At 67.7% G+C, this 18,458-nt stretch carries 19 protein-coding genes; 9 read left to right on the top strand and 10 right to left on the bottom strand.

Features of this window, described 5'->3' with window-relative positions:
• The first annotated feature begins 103 nt into the window (after positions 1 to 103).
• The gene (locus AC0Z36_RS03935) at positions 104 to 928 is read left to right on the top strand and encodes a transposase (protein WP_485461238.1); all 825 of its coding nucleotides are present in this window, start codon (positions 104 to 106) and stop codon (positions 926 to 928) included.
• A 22-nt stretch (positions 929 to 950) separates the two neighbouring features.
• On the top strand, positions 951 to 1,745 hold the full coding sequence (locus AC0Z36_RS03930; protein WP_485461237.1) for an IS5 family transposase: 795 nt from the start codon (positions 951 to 953) through the stop codon (positions 1,743 to 1,745).
• Between the two features lie 29 nt (positions 1,746 to 1,774).
• Here the strand turns inward: AC0Z36_RS03930 and AC0Z36_RS03925 are convergent, their stop codons facing one another.
• Entirely contained in the window at positions 1,775 to 2,908 is a 1,134-nt protein-coding gene (locus AC0Z36_RS03925) for an NAD(P)H-dependent flavin oxidoreductase (protein WP_485461236.1), read from the bottom strand.
• 252 nt (positions 2,909 to 3,160) lie between these two features.
• On the opposite strand from AC0Z36_RS03925, the gene AC0Z36_RS03920 reads away from it, so the two are divergent.
• Positions 3,161 to 3,772 (top strand): DUF4126 domain-containing protein, encoded by a 612-nt coding sequence (locus AC0Z36_RS03920; protein ID WP_485461235.1) that lies wholly within the window; start codon positions 3,161 to 3,163, stop codon positions 3,770 to 3,772.
• Between the two features lie 935 nt (positions 3,773 to 4,707).
• Complete coding sequence (locus AC0Z36_RS03915; RefSeq protein ID WP_485461234.1) at positions 4,708 to 5,856, top strand: PP2C family protein-serine/threonine phosphatase; 1,149 nt, start codon at positions 4,708 to 4,710, stop codon at positions 5,854 to 5,856.
• A gap of 120 nt (positions 5,857 to 5,976) precedes the next feature.
• Here AC0Z36_RS03915 and AC0Z36_RS03910 read toward each other — a convergent pair whose 3' ends face one another.
• Together AC0Z36_RS03910 and AC0Z36_RS03905 are read right to left on the bottom strand one after the other, a co-directional pair.
• Complete coding sequence (locus tag AC0Z36_RS03910; protein ID WP_485461233.1) at positions 5,977 to 6,204, bottom strand: hypothetical protein; 228 nt, start codon at positions 6,202 to 6,204, stop codon at positions 5,977 to 5,979.
• Between the two features lie 188 nt (positions 6,205 to 6,392).
• The gene (locus tag AC0Z36_RS03905; protein WP_485461232.1) at positions 6,393 to 6,836 is read right to left on the bottom strand and encodes a GNAT family N-acetyltransferase; all 444 of its coding nucleotides are present in this window, start codon (positions 6,834 to 6,836) and stop codon (positions 6,393 to 6,395) included.
• 409 nt (positions 6,837 to 7,245) lie between these two features.
• On the opposite strand from AC0Z36_RS03905, the gene AC0Z36_RS03900 reads away from it, so the two are divergent.
• From AC0Z36_RS03900 to AC0Z36_RS03890, 3 genes are read left to right on the top strand one after another with little or no spacing between them, the layout of a single operon-like run.
• Positions 7,246 to 8,019 (top strand): 2OG-Fe(II) oxygenase, encoded by a 774-nt coding sequence (locus AC0Z36_RS03900; protein WP_485461231.1) that lies wholly within the window; start codon positions 7,246 to 7,248, stop codon positions 8,017 to 8,019.
• 60 nt (positions 8,020 to 8,079) lie between these two features.
• Complete coding sequence (locus AC0Z36_RS03895) at positions 8,080 to 8,796, top strand: hypothetical protein (protein ID WP_485461230.1); 717 nt, start codon at positions 8,080 to 8,082, stop codon at positions 8,794 to 8,796.
• A gap of 5 nt (positions 8,797 to 8,801) precedes the next feature.
• Entirely contained in the window at positions 8,802 to 9,536 is a 735-nt protein-coding gene (locus AC0Z36_RS03890) for an alpha-ketoglutarate-dependent dioxygenase AlkB family protein (protein WP_485461229.1), read from the top strand.
• Between the two features lie 17 nt (positions 9,537 to 9,553).
• Here AC0Z36_RS03890 and AC0Z36_RS03885 read toward each other — a convergent pair whose 3' ends face one another.
• The 4 genes from AC0Z36_RS03885 to AC0Z36_RS03870 form a co-directional block, all read right to left on the bottom strand.
• On the bottom strand, positions 9,554 to 9,862 hold the full coding sequence (locus tag AC0Z36_RS03885) for a hypothetical protein (RefSeq protein ID WP_485461228.1): 309 nt from the start codon (positions 9,860 to 9,862) through the stop codon (positions 9,554 to 9,556).
• Positions 9,863 to 10,108: 246 nt separating this feature from the next.
• The gene (locus tag AC0Z36_RS03880; protein WP_485461227.1) at positions 10,109 to 10,894 is read right to left on the bottom strand and encodes an N-formylglutamate amidohydrolase; all 786 of its coding nucleotides are present in this window, start codon (positions 10,892 to 10,894) and stop codon (positions 10,109 to 10,111) included.
• Positions 10,895 to 11,145: 251 nt separating this feature from the next.
• Positions 11,146 to 11,589 carry a MepB family protein gene (locus AC0Z36_RS03875; protein ID WP_485461323.1) on the bottom strand — a complete coding sequence of 148 codons (444 nt, stop codon included), beginning with the start codon at positions 11,587 to 11,589 and terminating at the stop codon, positions 11,146 to 11,148.
• 260 nt (positions 11,590 to 11,849) lie between these two features.
• Positions 11,850 to 12,812, bottom strand: coding sequence for a SecDF P1 head subdomain-containing protein (locus AC0Z36_RS03870; RefSeq protein ID WP_485461226.1), 963 nt, complete (start codon positions 12,810 to 12,812; stop codon positions 11,850 to 11,852).
• 101 nt (positions 12,813 to 12,913) lie between these two features.
• Here AC0Z36_RS03870 and AC0Z36_RS03865 point away from each other — a divergent pair, with 101 nt between their 5' ends.
• Entirely contained in the window at positions 12,914 to 14,374 is a 1,461-nt protein-coding gene (locus AC0Z36_RS03865) for an NAD(P)/FAD-dependent oxidoreductase (RefSeq protein WP_485461225.1), read from the top strand.
• 31 nt (positions 14,375 to 14,405) lie between these two features.
• Here the strand turns inward: AC0Z36_RS03865 and AC0Z36_RS03860 are convergent, their stop codons facing one another.
• The 3 genes from AC0Z36_RS03860 to AC0Z36_RS03850 all read right to left on the bottom strand — a co-directional run bounded on the left by AC0Z36_RS03860 (position 14,406) and on the right by AC0Z36_RS03850 (position 17,687).
• Entirely contained in the window at positions 14,406 to 15,092 is a 687-nt protein-coding gene (locus AC0Z36_RS03860; protein WP_485461224.1) for an HAD family hydrolase, read from the bottom strand.
• A 331-nt stretch (positions 15,093 to 15,423) separates the two neighbouring features.
• Positions 15,424 to 16,545, bottom strand: a complete 1,122-nt coding sequence (locus tag AC0Z36_RS03855) for a lipid II:glycine glycyltransferase FemX (RefSeq protein WP_485461223.1) — start codon at positions 16,543 to 16,545, stop codon at positions 15,424 to 15,426.
• Between the two features lie 101 nt (positions 16,546 to 16,646).
• Entirely contained in the window at positions 16,647 to 17,687 is a 1,041-nt protein-coding gene (locus tag AC0Z36_RS03850; RefSeq protein ID WP_485461222.1) for a saccharopine dehydrogenase NADP-binding domain-containing protein, read from the bottom strand.
• A 94-nt stretch (positions 17,688 to 17,781) separates the two neighbouring features.
• Here AC0Z36_RS03850 and AC0Z36_RS03845 point away from each other — a divergent pair, with 94 nt between their 5' ends.
• A complete protein-coding gene (locus tag AC0Z36_RS03845) occupies positions 17,782 to 18,387 on the top strand; it encodes a TetR/AcrR family transcriptional regulator (protein WP_485461221.1) in 606 nt (201 codons plus the stop codon).
• The last annotated feature ends 71 nt before the right edge of the window (positions 18,388 to 18,458 follow it).

Raw genomic sequence — 18,458 nt, 5'->3', positions numbered from 1 at the left:
CACCCACTACCGAAGACTCCAACCCGCCCCGCCCCCCAAACCCCGCGAACCACAGGACCAGCCCTCCGCCCTGACCGGCCAAGAACGCTCCGCGATACTGGAGTTGCTCAACAGCGACGAGTACGCCGAACCCGCACCGGCCCAGATCTGGGCCCGCGAACTGGACGCCGGCCGCTACCACTGCTCCGTCTCGACGATGTACTGGATCCTGCGCGCACACGGCCAGGCCGGTGAACGCCGCAGACAGGCCGTACATCCCGCCAAGACGGTGCCCGAACCCGTGGCCACCGGCCCGTCCCAGGTCTTCAACTGGGACATCACCAAAGCCGCCGGACCGGTCAAAGGCGTCTGGTACCACACCTACGTCATCCTCGACATCTACTCCCGGTACATCGTCGGCCACACCGTCGAGGCCGCCGAATCCGCGGACCGCGCCGAGGAGTTGATCCGCGAAACCATCGAACGCAACGGCGTCGTCCCCCAGACCGTGCACGCCGACCGGGGCACCTCGATGACGTCGAAGAAGGTCTCCCAGCTGTTGATCGATCTCGGAGTGACCCGGTCACACTCACGGCCGAAGGTCTCCAACGACAACCCCTTCAGCGAAGCCCAGTTCAAGACCACGAAGTACATGTCCGACTACCCCCAACGCTTCGACTCCCTGGCCCACGCCCGGGAATGGTTCGACGCGTTCATCGCCTACTACAACCACGAACACCGGCACTCGGGGATCGGCCTCCACACTCCGGCCTCCGTCCACTTCGGGACGGCCGACCAGGTCCGCGACCAGCGGGCGGTCACCCTCTCCCAGGCGTACGCCCGCCACCCCGAACGCTTCGGACGCAGACCCCGGCCACCCGCGATACCCGCTACAGCGTGGATCAACGATCCGGCCAAGCGCCGGGATACCGCACCACAAACTTCATAGATCCGTCACCGTCTCACTGGACTTGAAATCCTCCGACTTGATAGAACCGGCCCTGACGGAGTGGAGGGCTGAGCGTCAGAAGACCTCGCTCGGACTCGGCGGCCGGGTCACCGACCTGCGCGAAGTCATGAACACGATCCTCTACGTGAACCACACCGGCGTCCCCTGGCGCTACCTGCCGCACGACTTCCCCCCGCCCAGCACCGTCTTCTCCTACTTCAGCGCCTGGACCGCCGACGGCACGATCGAGAACCTCGGCGTCCGACTGCGCAGGACGGTCCGTGAGCAGGTGGGACGCACCGCGGAACCGACCGCCTGCGTCATCGACGCCCAAAGCGTCAAGACCGCCCACACCGTGCCCGACAGCACGCAAGGCACCGACGCGAACAAGAAGATCGTGGGCAGAAAGCGGAGCATCGTCGTCGACACGCTCGGACTGTTGCCGCTGGTCACCGTCACCGCGGCCAGCGTTTCGGACAACGACGCCGGCAAGCGACTCCTCACCCGCGTCGCCGCCGACCACCCCACGATCACCAAAGCCTGGGTCGACACCGGCTACAAGAACCAAGCCGTCGAACACGGCGCCGCCCTCGGCATCGACGTCGTCCCGCGAAACACGCAGGTCAAGGGCTTCTCCGTAGTCCCGCGCCGCTGGGTCGTGGAACGGACCTTCGGCTGGATCATGATGCACCGCCGCCTCGCACGGGACTACGAGACCAAACCCGCACACTCCGAAAGCATGATCCGCCTCGCGATGATCTCCAACCTCCTGAAGCGGGCCACCGGCGAAAGCACCATAACCTGGCACAACTCATGAAATACCGCTCACGCAACCAGAACGTCCTCTCAGTCCGCGATCGCCCGGTCAAGGCGCTCCACCGCGGCGAGGAAGTCCTCCGCCATTTCATACACGACCTCACGAACCGGCCGGACGCGGTTCAGCAGGCCGACGCCCTGCCCCACCCAGTAAGTAGCCAGTTCACGGGCACCTGCATCACCCTTCTCGGCGGACCTGTCCACGCGGCGCAATGCGGGTTCGCTCAGCATTGACTGGAGCGGCATCGGCAGCGCGCCGGGGTTTCCGGGGCCTTCCCACGCGTCCGTCCAACCGGACCGCAGCTGCCGGGACGGCTTGCCCGTCCGCCCCCGGGAGCGCACGGTGTCCCGCGACGAAGCGGCCACCAGCTTCTGCTTGGTCCACGGGGCGGTCTCAGCCTCCTCGGTGGTCAGCCACACTGAACCAGTCCACGCCCCAGCTGCGCCGAGTGCGATGGCCGCCGCCATCTGACGTCCTGTCACGATGCCACCGGCGGCCAGCACCGGGACGGCGCGGACCGACGCGATCGCCTCGACGACCTCGGGCACGAGCACCATCGTGGAGACCTCGCCGCAGTGCCCGCCCGCCTCGGTGCCCTGGGCGACGAGGATGTCCACTCCCGCCTGAACCTGCTTGACCGCGTGCTCCTTGGCTCCGACCAGGGCGGCGACCGGGACGCCTGCGGCGTGCGCGCGATCGATCATGTACTGCGGCGGAACCCCGAGGGCGTTGGCGACGAGCCGCACCGGATGGCGGAAAACCACGTCGAGCAACTGCTCGCCGAGTCCGTCGCCGACCAGGGCGGGGTGCGCGGCCGTGGCGGCCCGCCCGCGCGGGACCGGGTCCACGCCGTGCCGGGTGAGCAGATCGTCGACGAAGTCCCGGTGTCCGCCGGGGATTCGCGCTTCGAGATCCCCGCGCCGGAGCCCTTCGCCTTTGCCCTCATACCGCTCCGGCACGATCAGATCGACGCCGTACGGTTTTCCCGCGACCTGCTCGTCGATCCACGTCAGGTCCAGCTCCAGCTCGTCGGCGGGGTGCGACGACGCGCCGAGCACGCCGAAGCCGCCCGCGTTCGTGACCGCGGCTACGACGTCGCGGCAGTGGCTGAACGCGAGCAACGGCAGGTCGATGCTGAGGAGTTCGCAGATCCTGGTCTTCATGAATCGCCTTCCGCAGTGGCTGAAGGTGGAGCGGCTCCGGCCCGGCCGCCGAGCAACTCGGTTGTTTTGTCGGCGAGTTGCTCCAGGCCGCCCAGCATGGCGGGGTCCGGGCCAGAGTGCCAGGCCGGAGCTACCGCAACTGGCAGTGTCACCAGTCCACCGACCGGTTCTGGATGTTTCAGTGCAGGGCGGAGCAGCACTGATGGAACAGTTCGCCAAGCCTGATCGTCCTGCTTGTGCTCCACTGAACACGTGTCCGTGGTTCCGATGATCTTCGCAAACGGCTGGGCCAGCGGCATCAGCTCCTACGCCGTCGTCCTGCTCCTGGGGCAGCTCGGCCGCTTCGGCGGTATCGACAGCGTGCCCACCGCCCTGGAGCGCACCGATGTGCTCGCGGTTGCGGCGGTGCTGTTCCTGTGCGAGTCGGTCGCCGACAAGATCCCCTATGTGGACACCGTCTGGGACATCGTCCACACCGTGATCCGGCCCGTCGCCGGAGTGGCGATCGCTGTCCTGATCGCGGGCCACGACCCCGGGTCCGTCGATGACGTCACAGCCGGCGCGGTCGGCGGCACGACCTCCCTGTCCAGCCATCTGGTCAAAATGGGCCTGCGGATGGGCATCAACACCTCCCCTGAACCGTTCAGCAACATCGCCATGAGCGTGGCGGAGGAATCATCACTGGCCGGGGTCGTCTCCCTTGCGGTGTTCCACCCCGTCGCCGCAGCGGCGATCGCCGCCGCGCTGCTGGTGATCGGCGTGATCCTGGTCTGGTTTGTCTACTCCCGCATCCGCCGGTTCCTGATCCGTACGCGCAAGCGATGGGACAAGGAGCCGGCGGCGTCCTCCCCAGCGGGCGGATAGCGTGGACAGTAGGGAGGATCGATCCGCCTCAGTCGCGTCGGCACTCTCTGCGCCTGCTCAAGCGTTCGCGGCCCGGTACTGCTTTCGGCGGTGCGATGGCTCATGACAGGGATGCTCCGGTTCGCTGCTGGGTGGCGTGGAGCCTCAGCCAATTTCAGTGGTGGTCCGTCAGATTTGGCCAGGCGTACGGAAGCTCTCGCAGCTTAATCAGACTCGGTCGCTCGGTCGGACCCCGGACCCCGGACCCCGGACCCCGGTCAGATCCTGTTCCAGTAGAGGGCCACACCGAGCGCGCCGAGCAGCAGGCACATGCCGATGTTGACGACCTTGTACCTCAGGAAGATCGCCACGAACTCGCGGATCATCGCGTTCGATCAGGTAGTCGGCCATCGCGCGGGCCTCCGGCACCTTTTTGTCACTGCCCGTGCCACCGGACGTGACCAGGACCAGGGGTTTACCCCGGGCCGTCTGTGCCTCGTACACGGCCCGGCCGCGGTTCAGCAGCGAGGCCGAGGTAGACGGCTTTGCTGAACCCGCGGTGGTCACGGCGGACGCCGACGCAGAAGAGGAGAAAGAACAAGCCGACGGCGATTTGGACGAACATGTCCAGAGCTTATTCATGATCCTTATATATTCATGAACACCCAGTAGCCGATGGGCTGAGCGGCCGGTTCCTGCTGGATGTACGCACGCATGATTACGCCCCTCGCGTTCACGAACGGGCTAACGCGAGCACCGTAAAAGGTCAGGTGCAGTTGAGGTCAAGGGCCGCGCTTCCGTACGGGAATTCCCATGCATCCCCCAAATGCCAGGTGTGTCGCTCCCGCGGCCACCCGCTCGGCGCAGCGGAATCGGTCGCCCGCGTGCGGGTTGCCGGATCGTTGGCCACGATGGATCATGCCGGGCGACTGTCCGGCCCGATTGAGGAGCGGCCGATGAGCATGCCGGACCTGGTGGCACAGAAAGTGACCAGTTCTGCGACCGGTTCGCTGTTCCGGCAGATTCGGCTCCCGGCTGCGATCGTCATCTTCATCGTCGTCACCGACCTGATCACCAGTCGCGAGACCATCGTCTACCCGTTCCTGATCCTCGCCCCGGCGCTGGGCGCGGTGACCGCGGGACCCTGGGTTGTCCTGGCGATCGGGCTGATCGCCCTGCCGCTGCGGTATGCGCTCGCCACCTACGACAACCTGACCCCCTCGGTGACCGATCACACGTTTGTCATCTACACGCTGGTCTTCCTGACTGCGGTGATCACCAGTGCGGTCCTGGCCGCGGTCCGGGTACGCCGCGAGCGTGCGCTCGCGGTGATGTCGGAGGTGGCGTCGGCCGCACAGCGCGCGATCCTGCTCCCGCCGCCGTCGAGGGTCGGCGGCATCAGTCTCGCGGTGCGCTACTTCGCCCTCGCCGACGAGGCCGAGCTCGGCGGCGACCTGTACGAGGTGGCCGACACCCCGTTCGGCGTACGCATCATCATCGGCGACGTACAGGGCAAAGGGCTCGCCGCGGTCCGGACGGCCGCGGTGACCCTGGGCGCGTTCCGCGAGTCCGCGTACGACGAACCCGAGCTCGGCGCGGTCGCCCAGCGGATCGAGCGCAGCCTCAACTGGCACACGCGGGACGAGGAGTTCGTCACCGCACTGTTCGTGGAGGTACGTGCCGACCATCTCGCAATGGTCCACCGCGGACACGAACAGCCCCTGCTGATCAGGGCGGACGGAACCGTGCAGGTGCTTGAGCCGCCGGACCCGGGTGTCCCGCTCGGACTCGGCGAACTTGCCCTGTGCTCCCCGGGGTTGTGGCTGCCGCCCTTCGCCGACGGCGACCTGCTGGTCCTCGTGACGGATGGCGTCCCAGACGCTCGGGACGCGGCCGGCCGGCCCTATCCCCTGGTGGAGAGGGCGACGGCGTTGTTGGCGAAGTCTCCAGGTGGCGTGGACCCGGCCGCGGCGGTCAACCGGCTCGGCGCGGATCTGCTGGGCTACACCCGTGGGCTCGGGCTCACCGACGATGCGGTGATCTTCGCCTTGGCGCGTGACCCAGGCGGGCGGGGACCTGTTGCGCACAACGTCGCCGGGGAGTGACGCTTTCACACTTTGACCGTACCGAGCCCGGCTTCTATCCAGTTGGACCGGCTCTCCGGACCTGCCCCGGGCGGGGAGTCCGCGGTCGTGGGCGCTATAGCCGCCTGGGACTTCGAATGGTTAAACGGCAGGTTCGTAGTACGCGTCAGCCTTGGCTGTGCCCGGCTCGCCCGACGGTGGCGCCTTGATCACCCGGAACGTCACGCCGTTATGGTTCACCTTGTCGTCGACCTTGTACTCCGACGCTTCATCGAATCGCCAGTACGGTACGGCCGGATCGAATGGCAGGCCTATACCGCCCATCCACTCTCCTACTGGCACCGGGGCGCGCTGGTAGTCGTCAGGCATTGATTCCTCTCGGCTGCTCGGGCATCGACGCCCCCGTTGTAGTGAGCGCTGATGTGTTGTCATATCCGGTTGCCCGACCCTCGTCGGCCCACACCGCGGGGACGCTGATCCGCTGAGGCATGCAGCACGGTGCCCAGCCCGTCATCTCCGCAGACAAGCATATTGCGGAGTACGGACCCCAGTGGGTCCTACTGACCGACTGGCCGACTTGCTTGCTTACTCACTGTCCAGTTGGCCCGTGCGGCCCGTGCGGCCCGTGCGGCCCGTGCGGCCCGTGCGGCCCGTGCGGCCCGTGCGGCCCGTACGGCTTCGGTGGCGTACCCGTGCCCGTGTCGGTCCGCGGCGAGGGTGAAGCCCAACTCAGCCTGCATCTGGTTCTCGTGCAGGTTCACACCCACATCGCCGATCAGCGGGCCAGTGTCTTTGAGCTCGACCGCGTACTGGAACCAGCCGGATTTCCTGGGGTCACCAGTAGCGAAGTTCGCGACCAGGTCGGCTGCGGAGGCAAGTGAAACGGGCGCGGTCCAGCTTTGGTAGCGGGCGACACTGGGGTCCGAGCGGTAAGCCGCGAGCGCAGGGGCGTCATCCAGCTGAAAGCGGCGCAGGATCAGTCGGGGAGTGTCGAGAAGCATCCCGTGAGCATCTCACGGGGGAAAGCCGTGTTGATCATGGGAATCCTGCGGCGCGAATCGGGCCGTTCCAAGCACAGGAGTCGCGAGATGCCGATGATCAACAAGGTGGCTGGGGTGATACGGGAAACAGCTCGCCAGTCGCCTGGCCGTGATCCTCCGGTCGACTGAGGGAGGGGCGGCTTCAGCAATCCGGAACGCTACGTCCGAATCCCGCCAGCTGTCTCAGCTTGCGCGCCGCACAGTAGGAAGCGAGAACACGGACCGCGCCGAGGCTGCCTGCAGTGACCGAACAGCGACCGAACAGCGACCGAACAGCGACCGAACAGCGACCAACCAACGACCGGCAGCGACCGAACAGGGACCGAACAGGGACCGACGGCGACCGATGGACCGAGAACCGGGATTGACCATGACTCTGCACGCGAGCATCGACAAGCCGCGCAACGGGCCGCTGTTCGTCGGTGGAGAGCAACCGACAAGCTTGCGCGAGCGGGTGGACGGCGCCGACTGGGCGGGGCTCAGCAGCGAAGTCAATGCGTACGGGTGTGCTCTGACTGGGCCCCTGCTCACCCAGGCGGAGTGTCGGGGTATCGCGGAACTGTACGACCAGGAACACCTGTTCCGCGCCACGATCGACATGGCGCGCTACCGCTTCGGGGCAGGGCAGTACCGCTACTTCGCCAATCCGGTTCCAGGGCCCGTCCAGGACCTCCGCGCGGCGTTCTATCCGCGGTTGCTGCCGATCGCCCGTGACTGGGCGCAGAAACTCGGCAGACCGGCACCGTGGCCGGACACGTTGGACGAGTGGCTCGCCCAATGCCACGAAGCCGGGCAGACCCGGCCGACGCCGATCCTGCTCCGCTACGGGCCGGACGACTGGAACGCACTCCACCGTGACCTGTACGGGGATTTGGTCTTCCCACTTCAGGTGGTGATCGGGCTCGATGAATACGGTACGGATTACACCGGCGGCGAATTCCTGCTCGTCGAGCAACGGCCCCGTGCACAGTCGCGGGGCACGGCACGGGGCCTCACCCGGGGTCATGGACTGGTCTTCACCACCCGCGACCGCCCGGTGCCGTCCAAACGGGGCTGGTCGACCGCACCGGTCCGGCACGGCGTGAGTACGGTCCGCTCAGGGTCCCGCCGGACCCTCGGCCTCGTCTTCCATGACGCGGCATGACGTCGTATGACCTCGTATGCCGTCGCATGACGCAGCCTGATGCCAAAGGAAACGACGAGTATGCACAGCGCATCATCAAAAATCCCTGACGGGTTCCAGGCGTCGGCCCCCGGGCTGTCGGCCGGTGCCCCGGGCCGCCGGATCGACGCTCGCACGGGGCGGGGCGACCGGGCTGGTCCGCAGCAGACCCGGGCAACGAACCCCGGTGTCGGCCCGGGTCCGCCCCCGTACACCCAGTCCGAATTCGCCACCGTCCTTGACCTTCTCGACCGCGCTTGGACAGTCACCGTCGGCCACAGTCGCGACGACGCCTCGTGCGCTGCGGCACGGGGCTTCATCGCGGCCTGGGAGGCAGCGGGAAAAGATGTCCTCGCAGTCGTCGACTGGCCCGAGGAGGCGGCCTCCTGGCTGCGTCCCGCGCGGCGGTTCGCCGCAGGGGACCCGGACGCCTGGGTAGTGGCCGCGACCCCGCTCGGCTGGACGCAGATGAGTCGGCGGCTGCGACGCAGCACAGGATGGGATCCGGAACGGACGTACGGATTCGCATCCCTCGAAGACCCATCCCTCGAAGACCCATCCCTCGAAGACCCGTCCCTCGAAGACCCGTCCCTCGAAGACCCGCAGGTCACGACACTGGCCGGGGCGGAGAGGGCCCCAGGTGTGCGCGGTGCGCGGGTGGAAGGCGAAACTTGGGGTGTGGAACGCCGACAACCTCCCAGCGGCGACTGGAGCGCCCGGTTTCCGACCCGGGCCCACAATGATCGAGCAGAAGGCTGACTCCGTTGTTCTTGTTCGACCAAGCGGACCGGGCCCGTGCGGAAATCACCCCGGGGGCCGTGCACGTACCCGGCTGGCTGACGTTGCCGCAACAACAACAGCTGGTCGGGGCGTGCCGGGGCTGGGCGCGGGGCCCGGTGCCGATCCGGCACACGACGCTGCCACGCGGCGGCGTGATGTCCGTGCAATCGGTGGGTATCGGCTGGCACTGGCGTCCGTACGAGTACAGCCGTACGGCAGATGATGTGAACGGCGCACGGGTCGCGGAGTTCCCGGACTGGCTGGTGGATCTGGGGCGCGCGGCGCTCACCGCGGCGTACGGCACGGACAACCCGGAGGCCAGGCCGGGGCAGGGCGAGCCGGCCGGAGACGATCCGCTCACCAACGACCAGCTCAAGGACAGTGCCGCCGACTACACGCCGGACACCGCGCTCATCAACTTCTACGACGGCGAAGCCAGACTCGGTATGCACCAGGACAAGGACGAGAAGTCCAGTGCCCCGGTGGTCTCACTCAGCATCGGTGACGCGTGTGTCTTCCGGTTCGGCAACCCTGAGAACCGCAACAAGCCCTACACCGATGTGGAGTTGCGTTCCGGCGATCTGTTCGTCTTCGGCGGGCCGTCGCGCTTCGCGTATCACGGTGTCCCGAAGGTGTATCCGGGCACCGGTGACCCGGCCACGGGGCTGAGTGGCGGGCGACTGAACATCACCATGCGGGTCACCGGGCTGCCGGGCTGACTAACCCGTACCGGCTGTCATGTCCCGTGGCGCGGATCCGGCGCAGTCGGCAGCGTGGCGACCGGCGGAGCCCAAGATTGTGTGTTCCCGGGGACAAGGATGTCGCCCGCCTGAACCACATAACTTCCGTCAGCCCGGTGAATCACGGTCACGCCGGACTTCTTCTCCGCTGCGTGGGCGGCCGTGGAAACCTGACCCTCGGTGTCGCCGTCCGTACCGGCGGCGCGCGCCGACGTCGCGCCGGTGGACAGGCCGACCGTTGCGACGACGAGGGCCAGGACGGACGCGGCCGCGCGTCCCATGCGCCGTGTGAACTTAAGTTTCATGCTGTTGTTCCCCTGAGCTGCGTACGGGATGGAAAACGTCCCGCCGAACGGGGAACGCGTACGCACAAGATCACAATTGGCGAGGCCCGTCTGCGCTTTCAGCCCATACTCACTCGAACGTGTGGCCCGGCCGCGAGCAGGCTTCGAACCTGGGACCGGAAGACCGGAAGACCGGAAGACCGGAAGACCGGAAGACGGGAAGACGGGAAGACGGGAAGACGGGAAGACGGGCCGCCCGGCCGGGACTCACGTGAACGAAACCGCGTCGATCAGACTCGCCAAGGCCCGCACGAGGTCGGCGAATCCGTCGTGGACCGGACCGCCGGGCTCCGTTACATACACGTCACGCCGGATCTCCACCATGACCCCGGACACGCGACAGTCCTGCTGATAGTGCTTCAGCGGGATGTAGCAGCCGGAGAAGGGCGTGTTCAGCCCGCAGTCGCCGAATGCAGTCCGGGCCGCGTCCGTCAACGACGGCGGCGTGTGGAACTCGTCGGTCCCCAGGCAGACGGCCGGTCGGGGCGTGCCGCTGTGCAACTCGTACGGCAGCGGCTCGCGTGGATAGGAGTGCACGTCGATGATCACCGCACGCCCGACGGCCGCCAGGCGCTCGTCCACCAGGTCTGTCAGCGCTGCGGCATACGGACGGTAGTGCGCGGCCAGCAACTCCTCGGCGTGTACGGGGTCGTCCCCGCGCAGTCGGAGACCGTGGGACGTCCGGGTGTAGACCGCGCCCATCCCGACCGCCGCCATCTCCTCCCGCGCGTCGGGGAACCGCTCGGGGTCGACGACAAGGCGAGAGTACGTGTTGGTGAACACCCACGGTGCGAACTGTGCTTTGCCTGCTGCCTGTTCGGCCAGTTCGGCGGTATGCGCGTCGGTCATGTGGTCGAGTTCGCCGCGCAGCGCCTGGTCGTTCAGCAGGATGTGACGACGGGCGGCGTCGGTGATCCGGCGGGAGCTGTGGGGGGCGTGGAGGATGACGGGGGAGCCGGCTGCGCCGACAACGGTGGCGAAGGGGACCGGCACAGGTTCTCCTCTGCATCGCGTCGATGATGATGTCGGGTTGGGGCCGCGAACGGTCCGGGGGCGTCCGGCTTTGTCCGATTGCGGGCCTGCGGGCGTCTTCTGGGAGAATTAGTCAGGAAGCGACTGATGCCGGCTGAACAGTTCGGCAGCAGTAATTGGCCGTCTTCTGGTGGCTGCGAGGTTGTCCTTCGCCTCCCGTGTGCAGCGGAAGGGGATGATGGAGAGCCCATGATCGATCCGGAGCCTGCGCCTCACCGGTGGTACAGCTCCCGGGCCCGTCCCAAGTCAATCGCCCCGTCCGAACCCAGGTCCAGGAAGTACTCCACCTGCCACGCCTGCGTACTCCCGGCCTGCCGGTTCGTCGTCGTCACCCACGGTGGATAGACACGGAACCCGCGCTTCCCGCCCACCCCGTTCCTCGAAACGATGTCCCGTGCGCAGAGCACCTCCCGCGGAAAGACGAACTGTCCGAAATGACCGCCGTCCCGGCTACTGATGACAAAGAGGTGGACGGGGTCCGCGGCGTCGAAAGGTGCGATCGGGCCGGATTCCGACCTTTTCCACATCGTGACGAACTGCCCGACCTTCGTCGGGGTCGTCTTAGCCGCCCGGAATCTGACGGAACAGCCGTTCAGAGTGAATTCGTACGCCGCGTATTCAGCGCTCTCCGCTTCGGCGACCGGCGGGGAGCACATGAATTCGACCGGGTCGTACACCAGCGCCTTCGCGGCGCGGAGATCGTCATGGACCAGTCCCGCAGCGGACCGGGACCCGAAGTCTGCGGCGGCGGACGCTGACAAGCCCGCGCGGTTGATCGTCATTCCGCCATCCTGCCATCGCCGACCGCGTGGGGGATGAGCCGCACGCAACAAACGCCACACCTGCGGATCACCTCCGCAGCGCATGGCCCTGCCCAGGCCCAAGGGATTCTCCGCCTTGCGCGGGAAGCTGAAACTCAGCCCCCGACCGTCACCGAAAACTCCCCGGGCAGCGGGCCCGCCGCGATGATCCCGGCGAGTTCTTCCGCCGAAGTCTTGGTGAACTTGCCGCTGATGACCACCTGACCGCCAGGGATCGGAGTCGCCACGGCAGGTGCGGAAATCACCCGACCCTGACTGACGATCGCAATGCGATTGGCCGGGTCAGGCTGTACGGAGAGGCGGCCGGTCAAGTCGGTGAAGCGCGCGGCAGCGGACTGCGTGAGGGTGACCCTGATCTGCCAGCCCAAGCCGGAGTCGGACATCGACGGCACCGCCGAGGCCACCTCGCCACCCGCGATCTCCACCGGTCCGAGGGCGAACTTCTCCGCCGGGTCGCCCTGGTCGGCGGCCTGGCATCCGACGGTCGGCGCGTCAGCGGCGGCGACCTCGTCCGCCGGAGGCTTTGTGCAGTCGAGCGCGGCGAACTTTTCCTGCAACGCGGCGGGGACGGTCCCTTGCAACGCGCCGGGCATGGTCCCTGGCAACGTGCCGGGCATGGTCCCGGCGGTGTCGACCGCACTCACCGTACGGAGTTCAACGGTCCCCATCCGCCCCAAGGACTGCACCCTGTCAGCGGGAACGCCATCCTCGACGACCTTCAGGAAGACCTTCGGCCCTTCCGTACGGAGCATCTTGACGTGCAGTCCGAGAGCCTCGGCGCGCTGACGGACTGACTTCTGCGCGGCCGCCGCCTCGGCTCCGGCCAGCGGCCTGACCCCGGTCAGCGTTATCGCGGTGCCGCCGGGGGAGTCGACGGTCGGAACCGCGCTGGGAGTCCTGTTCGTACTCGCACTCGCACTCGCACCCGCACCCGGCCCCGGCGAAGTGCTCGCGCCGAGCACATCGGTGATCTTCTTCTTCCCGCTGCCATCACTGCACCCGGCCAGGGCGATCACCAACCCGCAGACGGCAGCCAACCCGGCAACACGATCTCCCATGATTCGCATCCCAGCACCCTGCCAGAAGCCGACACTCTGTGAACGGCGTACGGGCCAACCGGTATACGGTCGATCCGCCCCACGACGTGAAGGAGCACACGGTGACACGCGTTGCGATAATCGGCGGCGGGATCGGCGGCTTGGCCGTCGCACTGTTCCTTGGACGCCGGGGCCACCCGGTGACCCTGTTCGAACGCGACAGCCGCAGCGCGGGCCACGACCTCGACCGTGACTTCTTCGCCTGGCACCGCCCCACCACCCCGCAGGCGGTCCAGCCGCACGGAATCCTCGGGCCCGTACGGCGGGTACTGCTCGACGAAGCCCCCGACGTCTACACCGCGATGCTGCGCCTGGGCGCCCGCGAGCGCCACGAGTTCGACTGGTTCCCCGAACACCCGCCGGTCCGCGCGGGCGACGAGGACCTGGTGACGATACAGACGCGGCGCATCGTCCTCGAAGCCGCGTTGAGCGCCGCCGTGGCCCGCGAACCCAGTGTCGAAACCCGCCGGGGAGACCCCGTCGAAGGCCTCGTCGTCGACGAGAACGGGCCGGTCCCCAGGGTCAAAGGCGTTCGTACGGTTTACACCCGGCAGCCCGCCGAACTCGTCATCGACGCCGGAGGGCGGCGCTCCCCGGTCGCCGGGTGGCTGGCCGAAGCCGGCTGCCGTGACGCCGTCGTGGAGAGCCGTCGTACGGGGATCGCCTACTTCTGCCGCTGGTACCGAGTGCTACCCGGCGGTCCGCAGGACCCCGGGCACGTGAAGGCCGGCTCGGTGGCACCGTTTGCCGTCGGTGGGGTCTTCCCGTCGGACAACGGCGTTTTCGCGGTGGCACTCATCGTGTCCACCAGCGACCCGACCCGCGTTGCCCTGCGCGACCCGGAGGTGTTCGAAGCCGTCGCCCGGAGCTTCCCCGCAGCCGCGGCGTGGCTGGCGCTGGAACACGAAGTGCTCTCCGCGGTACAACCCATGGCCGGTCTGGAGAACCGCTGGACGTCGTACACGGACGACCAAGGTCCCATCGTCACCGGCCTCGTGGGCATCGGGGACACGATCACGCACACCAACCCCACCCTCGGCCAGGGAGCGGCCCTGGCACTGCGAGCCGCCCAACGAGTGGCCGCCCACGCTGCCGGTGCCGCAGCGGATCCGGAGGCGTTCGTCCGGGATTACCACGAGTGGACCGTACGGAATCTGCGCCCGTGGTTCGACATTCAGGTCGCTGTTGACAGTACGTATGAGGCCCGGCTCAGCGCGGCGATCGCCAAGCCGCCGGAACCTCTCACAGGTTCGGCGTGGCAGCAGGCGGTTCTGTCCGCCGCCGCGTACGACGACCCGGTGATCATGCGGGCCCGCGCACAGGTCCGGCATCTCCTGGTGACCCCGGATCAGGCGTACGGCACGGAGGAGATCAAGACCCACGTCCAGCGTTGGCTGACGGAACACCCGGACTTCACGCCGGTGTTCGACGGGCCGGACCGGGGCGAGTGGGAGTCGGTCGCCGCGCGCGACCAGGTTGCGGGGGCGCGGGAAGGGGGACCGGACCAGTGCGGTGTCCGGTGACCGTAACGCCGGAATTTGCCCGAACACCGTGTCAGAACAATGTGAAGATCTCCGCCAGCGCGGTCGGCCGCTGGTCCACCGGCAGGTGGTCCACAAAATGCAGTGGGCACCCCAATGCCGCAGCTCCGCCGTCCGCAGCGCGGTCGTCGCCGACCATCAGGACCTCGGCCGGCGCCAGGCCCAGTTGGTCACACGCGGACTGGAAGATCGTGGGATCGGGCTTGTGCGCGCCGAACTCGTACGAGAGCACGCACACGTCGATCAGCGAATCCACGTTGTGACCACGCAGAACCGCGCGCAGATCCCACCCGATGTTGCTCACCACGGCGACGGGCACGCCCCGGCTGCGCAGTTCCTTGAGTGTGCTCTCGGTGTCCGGGTAGGGCCGCCAGGAGGCGGCCGTCATGTGCCGGTCGTACAGCGCCTCGGCGAGTGCGGGAGAAGCCAGCGCCTCCCGGCCCAGTGCCGTGTACACGGCGCGGTGCTGATCTGAAGTCAAATCCCTTTCCTGCCATGGGATTTCAAGGTGCTGTGGCAGATGTGCCGGGGCTGGGCCGCCCGGTAGCGCACCGGCTGACTCCAAGCGGGCTACGCAGCCGGTGAGTTCGTCCTCCGCCATGTCCGGCCCAGTTTCGGCCAGTACCGCGCGCAGCCATTCCTCCGTCGACTCGATGCGGAAGAGCGTCCCGGAGAAGTCGAACATCACGCCTTTGACCATGGGAGTGATCCTTACATTCGGGTTGACCGTACGTAAGGCATCTTCTCAGCCAGGCGCGGGGAAGGCAGACTTGACCGGCTGGATCCAACCGCAGGTCAGGGGTTGGCAGGCCGGTTGTCAGGGGCTCCCGCGTCGGTAGGGGTAGTTGCGCGGAACCGGTCACCGCCGCACGATAGCGCCTCTTCGGGAGTACGGGAACAGGCTGCCCGACGGCCGCTCTTCGGGAGTACGGGAACAGGCTGCCCGACGGCCGGAAGCCGGGACGTCGCTCCGGAAACGCGCGGCCCGAAGCAGCTGACGGGCAGTCATCCCGCCCGTCAGCCTGCTCATTTCAGCGGCGGGACATATAGAGGTCGAGTGCCTTGTGCAGCACCTTGTTGAGCGGGAAGTCCCACTCGCCCAGATACTCGGCGGCCTGGCCGCCGGTACCGACCTTGAACCGGAGCAGGCCGAGATGGTGGTTGCCCTCCGCCAGAGTGTCGGTGATGCCCCGCAGGTCGTAGACGCTGGCGCCCATTTCGTGCGCGTCACGCATCATCTGCCACTGGATGGCGTTGCTCGGCTGGAGTTCGCGCTTGCGGCTGGTCGACGCGCCGTAGGAGTACCAGACGTGGTCCCCGACGGTGAGCATCGTCGCTGCCGACAACACCTCGCCGTCCTGCTCGGCCAGGTAGAGCCGCATGCGGTTCGGGTCCTCGGCGGTCAGCGCGGTCCACATGCGCTGGAAGTACGGCAACGGCCGGGGGATGAAGTGGTCGCGCTTCGCAGTCTCGACGTAGAGGTCGTAGAAGACCGGCAGATTCCAGTAGTCGCCCTGCACCACCTTCACCCCGGACTTCTCGGCCTTCTTGATATTGCGGCGCCACTGCTGGTTCAGGCCCAGTCGAATATCTTCCAACGACCTTCCCGCGAGCGGGACTTGGAAGACGTAGCGGGGCTGGCCCGCGGCGAACCCGTCCTCGTCGTCGGTCTCCGGCTGCTGCCATCCCATCCGGCGGAGCCGGTCGGCGATGTCGAAGGCGCGGGGTTCGAGTGAGGTGGAATCGACATCGCGCAGCCGGTTCGCCTCCGGGTCGGCGATGGCGGCCTTGACCGTCTCGGCGTCCCAGCGGCGGCCGATGACCGGCGGGCCGATCTTGACTGAGAAGGCACTGTGCGTCTTGAGATAGGCGAGCATCGGCTGCAGCCACTGTTCGAGATCCGGTGCGTACCAGTCGATGACCGGCCCCTCGGGCAGGTAGGCGAGGTACCGCTTGAGCTTCGGCACCGGCCGGTAGAGGACCAGTCCCACACCGACGAGTTTGCGGTCCTCGTCGAACCACCCGAGGTTTTCCGAGCGCCAGTCCGGCTTCACATCGCCCCAGGACGGGACTTGCATGTGGCTGGCCGACCCCCGGGCCGTGACGAAGGCCAGATGTTCCTCACGGCTGATTTCTCGGACGCGGTAGCGCACGGGCGGTCCTCACTTTGGTACGTACGGTTCGGCGGTAAGTCTGGCACTGCCGCCGGTTTGCGGTTTTGATCTTGGGTGAGGGCCGCCGCCGGCGGCGGAGTTCACCGCCCGGGGCGACCCTGGAGGACGAACTCGAAAGCGCCGATCCGCTCAAGCCGGCGCAGGAACTCCGCCGCGGGGTAGAACTCCGCGGGTGCGTGCACGCCGGGCTTGAGCGGGACCGTGGCGTCGAGGATGTCCTCAGCGGCCTCCACCGTGGCCAGCACGGCCGCGCGCCACAGGTGCTCACCGCGCACGTGGGCGTGCCGGATGCCGGAGGCCGCCTCAGCCCGGACCGCGATGGTGAAGCTGTTGCGGCTCCGGGTCTCGTCGTCGACGTGTTCGTTTTCGAAGATCTGCGGTTCGGCGAAGGTCGTGGCGGTGATCCGGGCCTCGACCTTCCGCACCGGGACGTGCCGGGGCACGGTGACCGGTTCACAGACGGGGAACGGCGCCAGCATCTCCTGCTCTCCGAGCGGCGGCGGGAAGGTGAAGCGTTCGATGCGCATCTCCTCAAGCCCGTCGTGCAGGACGCCGTCGGTGTATCCGATCCGCTGGGGTTCGGAGATGAGCAGGTCGTAGGTACGGTGCGCGCCGGACGTCATCATCCAGCCGGAGACGGCGTAGCCGACGGTGATCGACTCGATGTCGTCCAGGCCGTCCGCCACTGCTCCGGCAAGCAGGTCGCCGAGGCCGCCGTAGAGGCTGAACGCGGGCAGCATGACCACTCCGGCGGCTTGGGCCGGGGCCTGGAACTCCTCGAACACGCGCTTGACGTGGTGGTTCTCCACGGCGTGGTCGAGGTAGTGGCAGCCGCCCGCCACTGCGGCGGCGGCCAGCGGAACGCCGGTCTCGGCGAAGGGGCCCGCGCACTGGATCAGCAGCCCGGCCTTTCCGGCGAGGGCGCGCAGTGCCTGCGGGTCGTCCACGGTGGCGGGGTGCACCTGCGCTGCGGGTACGCCCAGTTCTTCGGCGACCCGGTGCAGGGCCGGGCCGTCGCGGCCGGAGAGGAGGACCTCCCGGCCCCGGGTGAGGAGTTCGGCGGCGACCAGTCGGCCGGTGTGGCCGGTGGCGCCGTAGATCGCGACTAGCGGTCGGGACATGATTACTCACTTCCATACCGAGGGTATGCAATCGCTGTGAATTGAACATACGTACCGTCGGTATGCTCGTCAAGTACCTTTCAGGGAGGCAGATATGACGGCCCGTCGGACCCAGTCGGAACGATCCGGGACAACAGCGGAGCAGTTGCTCGCGGCAGCTGAGCGATTGTTCGGCCGCGACGGATACGCGGCTACCTCGCTGGAAGCGGTGGCCGGGGCCGCGGGAGTCACCAAGGGGGCTGCCTACCACCACTTCAGCGGCGGGAAGACGGCCCTGTTCCGCGCGGTCTTCCTGCGCCAACAGGGGCGGGTGGCCGAGGAGTTGGAGCGTTGCGCGGCGACTGCGCCGGATCCTGTGACCGCTCTGCGGCTGGGCTGTCTGACCTTCCTGCGGCGCTGCCTGGACCCGGACTTCCGCCGGATCACCCTGCTCGACGGACCTTCGGTGCTGGGCTGGGAGGGCGTGCGTGAGCTGCAAGGTCCGCACACGCTGCGCGTGCTGCAACAGGGCCTGCGGGACGCGGCGGGTGCGGCCGGGGCGCGTCCGGAGGCTGAGGAGACACTGGCGCTCCGCGGTCAATTGGTGTTCGGGGTGCTGTGCGAGGCGGGAATGGTCCTGGCCCGCTCGCCCGACCCGGAGGCGGCGCTGCCCCGACTGGTGGGTGAGGCGGAGCGGCTGCTGGCGTCGGTGACCACCTGACAGGGCAGGCCGTCGCCTGGCACCACTCGGCCTGACCCACGTGCAGTTCGTGTTGCTCGCCTGCGCGTGGT

The sequence above is a fragment of the Kitasatospora sp. UYEF31 genome (genome assembly GCF_057291755.1).
Note: the sequence above shows the minus strand (reverse complement) of the source record. Positions and strands in the feature narration are given on the sequence as shown.